This is a genomic window from Halomonas sp. 3D7M (genome assembly GCF_014897885.1).
GTDB lineage: Bacteria > Pseudomonadota > Gammaproteobacteria > Pseudomonadales > Halomonadaceae > Vreelandella.
The window spans coordinates 15,589-28,895 of sequence record NZ_JABUZF010000265.1 but is presented as its reverse complement, the minus strand read 5'-3'; the positions used below and the strand labels follow the sequence as shown (position 1 = coordinate 28,895).

Sequence of the window (13,307 nt, the reverse complement as noted above, 5' to 3'; positions counted from 1 at the left end):
GTACTTACAGCTAGTATGAATAGGGCTTCCGGCCTTCGGTCGGCGCCGCCGGCATATGTCCCGCCCCGCCGGCAGGGCAATAGCGATGTCGTTGCGCGATTGCAGCGATACCGATACCACCCCATCAGTGCAGGGTGACCGAGAGATGCAACAAGGCATAATGGAGTTGATGTGGCGTTCCTCTCACGTTAGTGGTGGCAATGTCCACTACGTGGAAGCGCTTTATGAGCAGTACCTCGCCGATCCTGATTCTGTCTCAGATGAATGGCGCAGCTATTTTGATCAGTTGCCTCGTTCTGAGGGCAGTGCCTCCCACGATGTTCCACTAAGCCCCACTCGTGATCAGTTCTACCAACTGGGTCGTGAAAGTCGCCCAGGCCGGGTAGCCGCCGCCTCCGATAGCGGTGAGAATAAAAAGCAGGTAAAAGTCCTGCAGCTGATTAACGCATACCGCTTTCGTGGCCATCAGAAGGCCAATATCGACCCGCTAGGACTGCGTAATCCCACCCCCGTCCCAGACCTCGATCTGTCATTTCATCAGCTTTCCAAGGCTGATCTTGACACCGAGTTCCAGACCGGCTCGTTTTTTCTAGGTATTGATAAAGCACCGTTGCGTGAGATCGTTGACGCGCTGGAGCAGACTTATTGTCGCTCTATCGGTTGCGAGATCATGCACATTGTTGATACCGAAGAGAAACGTTGGTTGCAACGGCGTTTTGAATCGGTGCGCAGTGCGCCGAAATTCAGCGACGATGTGCGTAAGCATGTGCTTGAGCGCCTTACCGCTGCCGAAGGTTTGGAAAATTACCTAGCGTCTAAATATCCAGGCACCAAACGCTTCGGTCTTGAAGGTGGTGAATCATTTGTTCCGATGATGGACGAGTTGATTCAGCGCTCCGGTGGCTATGGCACTAAAGAAGTTGTTATTGGCATGGCTCACCGTGGCCGTTTGAACCTGTTGGTTAATATTCTGGGGAAAAATCCCGCTGAATTGATCGACGAATTCGACGGTAAAAAGGTGATCGAGCGTGGTTCTGGTGATGTGAAATATCACCAAGGCTTCAGCTCTAACGTCATGTCGCCTGGTGGCGAAGTTCACTTGGCAATGTCGTTTAACCCGTCGCATTTGGAAATTGTTGCGCCGGTAGTAGAAGGCTCGGTACGCGCACGTCAAGATCGCCGTAATGATGAAGAGGGCAGCAAAGTTCTGCCAATCAACGTTCATGGCGATGCAGCGTTTGCTGGTCAGGGCGTGGTCATGGAGACATTCCAGATGTCTCAAACCCGTGCCTATAAAACCGGTGGCACAGTACACATCGTGATTAACAACCAGGTGGGCTTTACGACGTCGAACCCCTTGGACGCGCGATCCACCGAATACTGTACTGACATCGCTAAGATGGTTCAGGCGCCGATTTTCCATGTTAACGGCGATGATCCTGATGCGGTTATCCATGCGACCCAAGTGGCGTTGGATTACCGGCAACAGTTTAAGAAAGACGTTGTTATTGATCTGGTGTGCTACCGCCGCCGCGGCCACAACGAGGCCGACGAGCCATCGGGTACCCAGCCGATGATGTACGCCAAGATTAAAGATCATCCTTCTTCGCGTTCACTCTATGCGAAGCGTCTGGTCGAACAGGGCGTATTGTCAGAAGAAGACGCTAAGGCAATGGTTGAAACCTACCGCGATGATCTTGTGGCAGGCAATCACGTAGCTAATGCCTTGGTGCAGGAGCCTAATACATCACTCTTTGTGGACTGGGCTCCCTACCTGGGGCATGAGTGGACCGGTAATGCAGACACTACCTTCGATATGAAGCGTCTGCAGCAGCTGGCTGCGAGAATGTGTGAGGTTCCTGATGGCGTCGAAGTACAGCGCCAAGTCGCTAAAATCTATGAAGACCGTCGCAAAATGCAGGCGGGCGGCATGGGGCTTAACTGGGGCTTCGCTGAAACGCTAGCGTATGCCACGCTGCTTGATCAAGGGCATCCGATTCGTATTACCGGTCAGGATGTTGGTCGTGGGACGTTCTCTCACCGTCATGCGGTTATCCATAACCAGAAAGATGGTTCTACGTACGTACCGCTGCAGAATATGTCAGACGGTCAGCCGCGCTTTACCATTCACGACTCTTTCCTATCGGAAGAGGCTGTGCTGGCGTTTGAGTACGGCTACTCCACGACAGCGCCGGGTGACTTAGTCATTTGGGAAGCCCAGTTTGGTGACTTCTTCAACGGTGCCCAAGTCGTGGTTGACCAGTTTATCTCTTCTGGTGAGACCAAGTGGGGACGACTGTGTGGACTGACCATGCTGTTGCCGCATGGTTATGAAGGTCAGGGGCCAGAGCACTCCTCCGCGCGCTTAGAGCGCTTCTTGCAGCTGTGCGCTGAGCACAACATGCAGGTGTGTGTGCCGACGACGCCCGCACAGATTTATCATCTGATGCGACGTCAAGTCATTCGTCCGTTGCGTAAGCCACTGGTAATCATGTCGCCGAAGTCGCTACTGCGCCACAAAGAAGCGGTATCTAGCCTAGAAGATCTTGCTCACGGCAAGTTCTACATGGTGCTACCGGATCAGGCGAATCTTGAGGCAGAAAAGGTGACTCGCGTTATTATGTGTGCCGGTAAGGTGTACTACGACCTAGCCAACTGGCGTGCAGAAAACGAGCGTGATGACACGGCGATTATTCGTCTCGAGCAACTCTACCCCTTCCCGAAAGAAGAACTTCTGGAAGTGCTCCAGGCGTATGCCAATGTGGAAGACATCGTGTGGTGCCAGGAAGAGCCGCTAAACCAGGGCGCTTGGTACTCAAGTCAGCACCACATGCGCGCCGTCGCCGATATGCTGAAAGATGGTCTCGGACGTGATTTGAAATTTGCAGGACGTCCTGCCTCTGCCGCACCGGCAGCGGGCTATATGTCCGTCCACACTGAACAGCAGCGCCAGCTGGTGGAAGACGCTTTTAACCTATAAGCGCCCACCGGGTTTAGAGAACATATAAGGGAAACGACATGGCTACTGATATCAAAGCGCCAACCTTTCCGGAATCCGTTGCCGAAGGCACTGTGGCTGCGTGGCATAAAAAGCCGGGTGACAGCGTCGAACGTGACGAGCTGATTGTTGAAATCGAAACCGACAAAGTGGTGCTAGAAGTCGTCGCACCGGAAGCGGGTACCCTGACTGACGTGATGGCAGAAGAAGGCGATACCGTTGAGTCAGAGCAAGTGTTAGGCAAAATCGGTGAAAGCAGCGCAGCAAGTGGCAAAGAAGATACATCTTCTGATGATGCTAGTGCTAAAAAGCCTGCTGAGAAAAGTGAAGAGAAAAAAGCCAGCGGCGGTAACGGCGGTGGTAAGCAACATGACGTAAAAGCCCCAAGCTTCCCTGAATCTATCCAGGAAGGCACCGTGGCAACGTGGCACAAGAAGGTTGGTGAAGCGGTTAAACGCGATGAAGTGTTAGCCGACATCGAAACCGACAAGGTAGTGCTCGAAGTTGTCGCACCTGCCGACGGCGCACTGGCAGAAATTAAAGCCGAAGAAGGCAGCCAGGTTGAATCCGAAGCGGTTCTGGCCATCTTTACCGAAGGTGCTGGTGGCGCCGGTGAAGAGAGCAGCAGTGCCTCTGCTTCAAGTGCTGCGGGTAGCGATGATGAAGGCGCTGATGAGAAGGTCGGCGATAAGATCCTAGCGCCGGCGGCACGCAAGATGGTTGCTGAGCATGATTTGGATGTTGCCAAGATTGAGGGCACCGGCAAAGGTGGCCGCATCTTGAAAGAAGACGTGCAAAAAGCCGTGAAAGATGGTTCTGCCAAAAAAGCAGCGAAATCTTCAGCGCCGGCGAAAGCAGCTGCCGCCGCACCGGCAGTGGAAGGTGATCGCGTCGAGAAGCGCGTTCCGATGACGCGTCTGCGTCAAACCATTGCTAAGCGTCTGGTTCAGGCGCAGCAAACGGCTGCCATGCTGACCACTTATAACGAAGTGGACATGACTGAAATCATGGCGCTTCGTGCGCAGTACAAAGATACGTTCCAGAAAACCCACGATATTAAACTGGGCTTTATGGGCTTCTTTGTAAAAGCGGCTTCTGAAGCACTCAAGCGCTTCCCGGATGTTAACGCCTCTATTGATGGTACCGATATCGTTTACCACGGTTATCAAGATATCGGCGTTGCGGTATCAACGGATCGTGGCCTGGTGGTACCGGTGCTACGTGATACCGATAGCATGAAAATTGCCGACGTTGAGCGCACGATTGTTGATTTCGGTAAGCGTGGTCGTGACGGTAAGCTGGGCATGGATGACATGATCGGCGGTACCTTCACTATCACTAACGGCGGTACATTTGGTTCTTTGATGTCGACCCCGATTATCAATCCACCTCAAACCGCTATCCTGGGTATGCATAAAATCCAGGATCGTCCAATGGCTGTGAATGGTAAGGTCGAGATTCGCCCGATGATGTATCTGGCGCTGTCCTACGACCACCGCATGATTGATGGTAAAGATGCGGTACGATTCTTGGTTACTATTAAAGAGCTGCTGGAAGACCCGGCTCGCTTGCTGCTGGACGTATAACGGAGCGCGCTGATCCGCCTCCTCTGCTGTATTAGCGTTCTAATGCAATCGCACCTTGCCTCCTGCCCGTTTTAAGTTCAAACGGGGGGAGGCAACCAAGCTAAAGGAGCCAACATGGCTGACAAGTTTGATGTGATCGTTATCGGTGCAGGTCCTGGTGGCTACGTAGCGGCTATCCGCGCTGCGCAGCTGGGCCTGAAGGCCGCCTGTGTTGAAAAATGGATTGGTAAAGAAGGCAACGTCGTTCACGGCGGTACGTGTTTGAACGTCGGCTGTATCCCGTCTAAAGCGTTGCTTGAAGCCTCGCACAAGTTCGTCGAAGCCAAGCACGATTTCGACGACATGGGTATTAATGCCGGTGACGTCACGATGGACGTCAAAAAAATGATGGCTCGCAAGGACAAGATCGTTAAGAACTTGACCGGCGGCATCTCTGGCTTATTTAAAGCCAATGGTGTTACGGCTATTGAGGGCACCGGTAAAGTGGTTTCCGGTAAGCAAGTCGAAGTGACCGATCTAGACGGCAATACCACCACTTACGACGCTGATAACATCGTTGTTGCTGCAGGTTCCGTGCCGGTTGAAATTCCACCGACGCCGCTAACCGAAGGCTTGATTGTTGACTCTACCGGCGCGCTGGAATTCCAGGAAACGCCGAAGCGTTTAGGCGTTATTGGTGCTGGCGTTATCGGCCTAGAGCTGGGTAGCGTTTGGAACCGCTTAGGTTCTGAAGTTACTGTTCTGGAAGCGATGGATAGCTTCTTGCCGATGGTCGATACGGCGATCGCAAAAGAAACACAGAAACTGCTCAAAAAGCAGGGGCTGGATATTAAACTGGGCGCCCGCGTAACAGGCTCGGAATCCAATGGCGATGAAGTCATCGTTAAGTACACCGATGCCAATGGCGAACAGGAAATGACCTTCGACAAACTGATTGTTTGCGTTGGTCGCCGTCCGTACACCAAGGGTGTGATTGCCGATGGTGTGAGCGTTGAACTGGACGAACGCGGTTTTATCTTTGTTGATGACCAGTGCCGCACGAACGTACCCGGTGTTTATGCTATTGGTGACTGTGTGCGTGGCCCCATGCTGGCGCACAAGGCATCTGAAGAAGGCATCATGGTCGCTGATATCATCGCTGGCCACAAAGCCGAGATGAACTACGACACGATTCCGAACGTGATCTACACGTTCCCGGAAGTCGCTTGGGTCGGTATGACTGAGCAAGATGCCAAAGCGAAAGGTATTGAAGTTAAGACTGGTAGCTTCCCGTTCGCGGCAAGTGGTCGTGCGATGGCGAATAACGCCACCGAGGGTAGCGCCAAGATTATCGCCGATGCGGAAACTGACCGTATTCTCGGCATGCATATTGTTGGTCAGCACGCGGGTGAGATGATTGCCCAGGGCGTGATTGCAATGGAATTCGGCTCTAGCGCTGAAGACCTAGCTCTGACCTGCTATGCACACCCGACTATGTCGGAAGCTGTGCATGAAGCCGCTCTTGCGGTAGACGGCCATGCCATTCATATGGCTAACCGTAAGAAGCGCAAGTAATTCGCTAAGCAACAACCAAGCGCCACCGTCAGGTGGCGCAACACTTTCGGCTCTGTGAGAAATCAGCGGGGACGAAGGTACGGGGATGCCCCGCTCTTTTAAAGCAGCGGGTCATCGTTCGAGTCACATGCAACCAATGGCATGAATCGATGAACCTTCACGAGTATCAAGGCAAACAGCTGTTTGCTGATTATGGTCTACCAGTGTCTAAAGGCTTTGCCGTGGACACTCCCGAAGAAGCTGAAGAAGCGTGCAAAAAGATCGGCGGTGACATGTGGGTGGTTAAAGCCCAGGTTCACGCTGGCGGCCGCGGTAAAGCGGGTGGCGTTAAGCTGATTAAAGATCCGGCTGAAGCAAAAGCTTTCGCCGAGCAGTGGTTAGGTAAGAACCTGGTCACCTTCCAGACTGACGAAAAAGGTCAGCCGGTTGCTAAAATTTTGGTTGAGACTTGCACCGACATCGCTGACGAGCTGTATCTCGGCGCCGTCGTCGATCGCACCACCCGTCGCGTGGTCTTCATGGCCTCTACCGAAGGTGGTGTTGAAATCGAGACCGTTGCAGAAGAAACGCCAGAAAAGATTTTGAAAGCTGAAATCGATCCGCTGGTCGGCGCACAGCCCTACCAAGCGCGTGAGCTGGCATTTGCTCTGGGCCTGAAAGGCGATCAGATCAAGCAGTTCACCAAGATCTTCCTGGGCCTTTCTAAGCTGTTCCATGACAAAGATCTGGCACTGTTAGAAATTAACCCGCTGGTTATTACCGACGAAGGCAATCTGCACTGCCTCGACGCCAAACTGGGGCTCGACAGCAACGCGCTGTACCGTCATCCAGACCTTCAAGCGATGCGCGATCCTTCCCAGGAAGATCAGCGTGAAGCTGATGCAGCGAAGTGGGAACTGAACTATGTAGCGCTTGATGGCAACATCGGCTGCATGGTTAACGGTGCTGGCCTGGCCATGGGCACCATGGACATCGTCAACCTGAGTGGCGGCAAGCCTGCTAACTTCCTGGACGTTGGTGGTGGCGCGACCAAAGAGCGCGTTGCAGAAGCGTTCAAGATCATCCTGTCTGACGACAACGTCAAAGCGGTTCTGGTGAACATCTTCGGCGGTATCGTTCGTTGCGACATGATTGCTGAAGGCATCATCGGTGCTGTTGAACAAGTTGGTGTTAACGTTCCAGTGGTTGTGCGTCTGGAAGGTAATAACGCTGAATTGGGCGCTGAAAAACTGGCGTCTAGCGGTCTGAACATCATCGCTGCTACCAGTCTGACCGACGCGGCTCAGCAGGTTGTAAAAGCAGCGGAGGGCAAGTAATGAGCATCCTGATCGATAAGAACACCAAGGTCATCTGCCAAGGTTTCACGGGTGGCCAGGGCACGTTCCACTCCGAACAGGCGATTGCCTATGGCACGCAAATGGTCGGTGGTGTTACGCCGGGCAAAGGCGGCCAGACGCACCTGGGCCTGCCCGTTTTCAACACCGTGAAAGAAGCGGTTGAGAAAACCGGCGCGGAAGCCAGCGTGATCTACGTTCCGGCACCGTTCTGTAAAGACTCGATTCTTGAAGCTGCTAACGCTGGCATCAAGCTGATCGTGTGCATCACCGAAGGTATCGCGACGCTAGACATGCTCGAAGCAAAAGTAAAATGTGACGAGCTGGGCGTGCGTCTGATCGGCCCGAACTGCCCAGGTGTTATCACGCCTGGCGAATGTAAAATTGGCATCATGCCGGGCCACATTCACCAGCCGGGTAAAGTCGGTATCGTGTCGCGTTCAGGCACCCTGACTTACGAAGCCGTTAAGCAGACAACTGACCATGGTTTCGGTCAGTCTACCTGTGTAGGCATCGGTGGTGACCCGATTCCGGGTTCTAACTTTATCGACATTCTTGAAATGTTCGAGAAAGACCCGAAAACCGAAGCGATCGTGATGATCGGTGAAATCGGTGGTACGGCTGAAGAAGAAGCAGCGGCTTACATCAAAGCCAACGTTTCTAAGCCTGTGGTTTCCTACATTGCTGGTGTCACTGCACCTCCTGGCAAGCGTATGGGCCATGCGGGCGCAATCATCTCTGGCGGTAAAGGTACTGCGGATGAGAAATTTGCTGCCCTGGAAGATGCCGGTGTTAAAACCGTGCGTTCTCTGGCTGAAATCGGCGATGCACTGAAAGAAGTCACTGGCTGGTAAGCTATCGACCTCTAGTCGCACGCGATAAGGGCGCCCCTCGGGGCGCCCTTATTCGTTGGTGCACGGTTATCCTTCCGGCGTTTTATTATCGGATTTTCTGTTTAGCATTCGGTAGCTGTACAGAATAAATAGTGGTGCCCCCACCGCTAAATAGAGGTGGTAGCTCACCAGACGCCACACTAGGACGGCTGCTGCGGCCTGCTCGCGTTCCATCAAGGGCAGTAACAAACTGCCTACGCCGACTTCAGCCGCACCTGCGCCGCCAGGAAGAAAGCTCAGCTGGCTGGCCGCCATGGCCAGCATTTGGGTTAAAAACGTCCACATCCAATCGGCATGGCCGCCCACGCCCAGCACCGCGACATAGAGCAAGCTATAGCGCATTAGCCAATGCGCTGCGGTAAGCATCATCATCGCGAGCAGCGTCGTAAAAGGCAGCGCGAGTGTGACCTTGAGCGCATATCGGCATCGTAATAAGCGCCTTACTATCCAGCGCCGTCGGTAACGGCTTGGCCATGTCGTTATAACGCCACCTGCACGCAGCAGGCTGGGTAAATAACACATCACACCACTGACCAGCGTCGCCATAAATGCTAAACCGACCAGTGACCACTGTACTAGTGACTGATGCGGCCACTGGGTATCGCTGGCCAGAGAGAAGAGCATCAAACCGCTCAGCATGGTAAGGAAGAACAGCAAGTCACAGCCTTGGTCAATCAAAAACACCGCTGCCCCTTTGGCGGGAGGAAAGCCGCGTCGTGCAAGCAGGATAAGTAGAGTGGCTGGCCCTCCACTCCCTCCAGGCGTAGCGCACAACGCAAACTTTGATGCCAGCTCAATGCCCAGCGCACCACGTTGGCCAAGTTGCCCTGCACGGCCACCTAACATTAGCCGCAGCCTTGCTGCATTCAGGTTCCAACACAGAAACGCTAATAGCAGCATCAACAGCAATAACGCCAATGGAAAATGTTTAATACGCTGCAGCGCCTCAGCACCGCCCAGCCAAGTGGTAAGCACTAGCGGGGCCAAGAGTGCCCCCGCCAGTAGAAAACCATGCAGCGGGCGAAAACGCAGTAATCGTTGGGGCTTAGTGGTGGTGGGCGAGGGCATTGGGCCGTTCAATGTTGCAAAGGTCGATGTAGTGCTCAAGAAGAGACTGGATAACGCTATCCCAACTGAACTGGCGTTCGACAAAATGACGGGCATAACGCCCGCTGGCGGCGATGTCATTACTGAACAAGGCCGTGCATGCCTCGGCCATGGCCTCCGGGTCGAGTGGCTGACACAGAATGCCTGCGCCTAATGGCACATTTTCGACCAGCGCACCGGCCCTAGCACCCACGACAGGGATACCGCAGGCCATCGCTTCTTGAGCGATCAAGCCAAAGGTTTCCCGGGTGCCCGCATGCAGAAGGGCATCGCTACTGGCGAGTGCTTTGGCCACTTCATGTGCGCCGCAGCAGCGATCCACGACAGTGACATTGTTGGGTACCTGATGGGGCATGCCGGGACCCATCAGCAATAAATGGTAATCACTGCCGAGCTGGCGCATTGTCGCCAGCAGCACATCAATATTTTTCTCGCGGGAATTGCGACCGACAAAGATCAGCAGCTTTTTATCGCTGGGAATACCCATGCCTTGGCGGAAGGCGGGATCTCGCTGCTGGGGGTGAAAATGGTTTAAATCGACCCCTAATGGCTGTACGCGAACGTTATCGACTCCCCACTCCCTGAGTCGATTAGCCATAGCGTTACAGGGGGCCAGCACGCTATCAAATTGGCAGTAGAGGTCTTTGACATAGCGCGTTAAGCGTTTCTCTACGTAGCGGCCAAAGCGATCCCCCATTAAGCGTGGAAGGTCTGAGTGATAAAATCCGACCACCGGTACGCCAAGCGTTTGGCCTGCGGCAAGGGCTGCCCATGCCGTTACATAAGGGTCGCCAGCCTCGATAAGATCAGGTTTTAGCTCGATTAGTGCATCGCGCCAGCGTGACCCTCTCAGCGGAAAGCGGTAGCCCTGGCCCAAGGGGAGGTGTAGCGCTGGCAAGGTGTGGTGGTCACCCAGGCTATCGCGCTCAGCTCCCGGCACTAACAAGCTAGTGCGTAGGTTTGCCGTGTGCGCTAGCACCCGGTGTTTAGCTTGCAGATAAGTACGAACGCCGCCGCTTGCCGGGGCGTGAAACATGGTCACATCAGCGATGTGCAAGGTAACCTCCGAACTACAAGGGTGTCATCGGATTACCATAAGGAAGAAATAAGTCAGTTCTGCGACAGTTAATGGGTGGCGGGAAAATAAAACGCCACGGCAATGCCGTGGCGTGGGCGGTGCAAGGTAACGTTATTCTGTGGGTTTGGCGACCAGCGAGCGGGTTTCCTCACGGGCTTCTGTTAGCGCAATGCGCAGGCTGTCGCCCAGCTTGTAGCGCTCTTCGCCTTCAATTTGAATGCGACCCTCTTTATCATCAATGACCACTTTATCGCGATCGCTGTGCATTAGCGGGGCGGGTACGAAGGCGGTAGCACCATTTTCCAGCAGGCGTACTCGCATACCACCACGGTTGATCGCCATGATCTCTGCGTCGAAGGCGTCTTGGTTTTGAGCCGCTGGCGTTAAGTAGCGAACGTAGAGCCAATCTTTTACGTCGCGTTCTGCCATACGGTTCAGGCGCCGCCGCTCGGTGAGTTGCTCGGTGAGCTGCTGGCTGGCTTCTGCCGGAGCCTGTTCACCTTTAAGCACTCGCTTGATCAAACGATGGTTGACCATATCGCCGTACTTACGAATTGGCGACGTCCAGGTGGCATAAGCCGGTAGCCCAAGACCAAAGTGCGGGCCAGGTTGAGCGGACATGCTGGTAAAGCCTTGGAAGCGGCGCAGACGCGCGTCCAGCCAGGCATCATCACGGCTTTCCAGAGCGCGCTTTAGCTCTTTGTAGTGAGCCAGCTCAGTCAGCGCTTCCTGGGCGACCTCAATCTCCTGAGTTGCTAAGAACTCTTGAGCAGATTCGGCTTTTTCAGGCTCAAAAGCGCGGTGCACATTAAAGATACCGTGACCGATATGTTTGGCGAGGAAGTCCGCGCAGCAAGCGTTAGCGGCAATCATCGACTCTTCAATCATACGGTTGGCAATGCGGCGATCTTCGGTGCGAATGCCTAAGACGTTGCCCGCGTCGTCCAGGTCGAAAACGTAATCAGGACGATCTTTAAACACCAGCGCATGTTCGTTGCGCCAAGCGGTGCGCGCCTCAGTCAAATCGCGCAGTGCTTTCAGCTGTTCAGCGATATTGTCAGCGGGAGCCCACTCGCCTTGACCGTCAATCCAGTCGGAAACGCGGTCATAGACTAGTTTGGCGTGGGATTTTACGTTAGCCGCAAAAAAGCGGTAATCACCTAGGCTGCCGTCGGCATTAATGTCCAGCGAGCAGGCAAGGGCAGGGCGGTCCTGACCTTCCCATAGCGAGCAGAGGTCATCTGCCAGCTGTTCAGGCAACATCGTTACATTTTGGCCGGGTAAGTAGACCGTAAAAGCACGGGTGCGCGCTTCAAGGTCGGCCGCATGGCCTTCTTCAACGTAGGCCGTTGGGTCAGCGATCGCAACGCTTAGCCGCCAACCGCCGCTCTCCAGCGCTTCCACGTGTAGCGCGTCGTCCATATCGCGGGTTTTTTCGCCATCGATAGTAAAGAAGGGCTGCGCTGTGAGGTCTTCACGGGTTAACCCTTCATCATGCAGTGGCCACTCGGTACCTGCGTCCGGGCACTCTTGTTCCAGCGCATGGCGGGCAAGGGTGACGCGCCACGGAACGGCGGGGTCGTCGGCCTTAGCCACTAGCTCATCAATTTGCGTGAAGAAGCCGCGATCGTTCTCTTTCAGCGGGTGGCGTACCAGCCGCGCGACAACCCAGTCGCCATCAGCAATGGTGGCTTCATCCAGGCTGTTCTTTATGCGCGCCTTCAGCACATTGCGAATCGACGGATGGTCGGGCACAACGGCTAAACGGTCTTCGCGCTTCTGAACACGGGCAACAAAGCGGTCAAGCCCAGCTTCGATCAGCTTCTCAGGCTCTACGGACTTTTTGTCGCCGTTTTCATGGATCACCGCCTCGACGCGATCGCCATGGAGTACTTGCTTCATGGCGGGGGGCGGCACGAAATAAGATTCACCGCTGTCGGTTTCAAGAAAACCGAAGCCTTTTTCGGTGGCTTTGATCACCCCTTCAGCGCGTGGAGTGGTGTCACGGATCTGTTGCTTGAGCTGGGCAAGCAATGAGTTGTTTTGCAGCATGTGTTCAATCAGTTGGCGAGAGTAGCCTGCCACTATACGGATTCCCAAAGGCCGCGCCAATCGTGGTTACCCTGAAGTTCGCTTTGGCCCCAAACTATCAACGATCTGCGTTCAATTATGTGCGCGCTTTATTGCCTTATTGGCCAGGCCGGATGTCACTATTCAACCATAGTTGTAGCTAATTGGTATTTGATTGGTATCTCATTGGGTCTATAGTGGTATCTAATTGGTATGGCCGCTACTGGGAGACACTCATGGACCCACGCTTTACTCAGCTACATCTTGATCCTCAGGGCGCAACACCGCTTTATCAGCAGTTAGCGCGCCAGCTAGAACAAGCAATTGAGACGGGCGCCTGGCAAGCCGGCGAGGCGTTGCCTTCTGAGCGCAACTTGGCCGAAAGCTTAGCGGTTTCGCGCATTACTGCGCGGAAGGCGTTAGATCGCCTAGCAGAACTTGGGCTGATTCGCCGAAGCCGTGGTTCGGGCACGTTTATTGCCCCTCGCCTCAATCAGTCCTTGTCACGGCTCGCCAGTTTTACCGAGCTGCTCACCCAGCGTGGGTTTACGCCGAGTTCTCATTGGTTGGAACGCAAGCTGGCCAACCCCAGTGCAGAAGAGAGCATGCGCCTTGGCCTGGGGGCTGACGCTCAAGTCGCGCGTCTCAAGCGTTTGCGTTTAGCCGATGAGGTGGTAATGGCGGGGG

Annotated in this window: 9 protein-coding genes; 6 read left to right on the top strand and 3 right to left on the bottom strand. The window is 54.4% G+C overall.

Going from position 1 to position 13,307, the window contains the following annotated elements; all coding sequences use genetic code 11:
• The first annotated feature begins 145 nt into the window (after window positions 1–145).
• From INT22_RS17625 to sucD, 5 genes are all read left to right on the top strand, one after another.
• On the top strand, window positions 146–2,980 hold the full coding sequence (locus INT22_RS17625) for a 2-oxoglutarate dehydrogenase E1 component (protein WP_089040890.1): 2,835 nt from the start codon (window positions 146–148) through the stop codon (window positions 2,978–2,980).
• 38 nt (window positions 2,981–3,018) lie between these two features.
• Window positions 3,019–4,584 carry a 2-oxoglutarate dehydrogenase complex dihydrolipoyllysine-residue succinyltransferase gene (odhB, locus tag INT22_RS17620; protein ID WP_193061585.1) on the top strand — a complete coding sequence of 522 codons (1,566 nt, stop codon included), beginning with the start codon at window positions 3,019–3,021 and terminating at the stop codon, window positions 4,582–4,584.
• A gap of 114 nt (window positions 4,585–4,698) precedes the next feature.
• Window positions 4,699–6,138 (top strand): dihydrolipoyl dehydrogenase, encoded by a 1,440-nt coding sequence (lpdA, locus tag INT22_RS17615; RefSeq protein ID WP_089038765.1) that lies wholly within the window; start codon window positions 4,699–4,701, stop codon window positions 6,136–6,138.
• A 149-nt stretch (window positions 6,139–6,287) separates the two neighbouring features.
• On the top strand, window positions 6,288–7,454 hold the full coding sequence (sucC, locus tag INT22_RS17610; protein WP_009722517.1) for an ADP-forming succinate--CoA ligase subunit beta: 1,167 nt from the start codon (window positions 6,288–6,290) through the stop codon (window positions 7,452–7,454).
• Window positions 7,454–8,326: a succinate--CoA ligase subunit alpha gene (gene sucD, locus INT22_RS17605; protein WP_009722518.1), complete on the top strand. Its 873-nt coding sequence runs from the start codon at window positions 7,454–7,456 to the stop codon at window positions 8,324–8,326. Before sucC ends, sucD begins: the two co-directional genes overlap by 1 nt.
• Before the next feature lie 66 nt (window positions 8,327–8,392).
• Here the strand turns inward: sucD and INT22_RS17600 are convergent, their stop codons facing one another.
• The 3 genes from INT22_RS17600 to INT22_RS17590 all read right to left on the bottom strand — a co-directional run bounded on the left by INT22_RS17600 (window position 8,393) and on the right by INT22_RS17590 (window position 12,602).
• Window positions 8,393–9,433, bottom strand: a complete 1,041-nt coding sequence (locus INT22_RS17600) for a lysylphosphatidylglycerol synthase transmembrane domain-containing protein (RefSeq protein ID WP_193061586.1) — start codon at window positions 9,431–9,433, stop codon at window positions 8,393–8,395.
• Window positions 9,411–10,529: a glycosyltransferase family 4 protein gene (locus tag INT22_RS17595; protein WP_193061587.1), complete on the bottom strand. Its 1,119-nt coding sequence runs from the start codon at window positions 10,527–10,529 to the stop codon at window positions 9,411–9,413. The genes INT22_RS17600 and INT22_RS17595 overlap by 23 nt, the downstream gene beginning before the upstream one ends.
• Before the next feature lie 132 nt (window positions 10,530–10,661).
• Window positions 10,662–12,602 (bottom strand): exoribonuclease II, encoded by a 1,941-nt coding sequence (locus tag INT22_RS17590; protein ID WP_089040889.1) that lies wholly within the window; start codon window positions 12,600–12,602, stop codon window positions 10,662–10,664.
• Window positions 12,603–12,856: 254 nt separating this feature from the next.
• Here INT22_RS17590 and INT22_RS21425 point away from each other — a divergent pair.
• Window positions 12,857–13,307: GntR family transcriptional regulator (locus INT22_RS21425; protein ID WP_226912870.1), on the top strand; the 451-nt coding region annotated here is incomplete at its 3' end.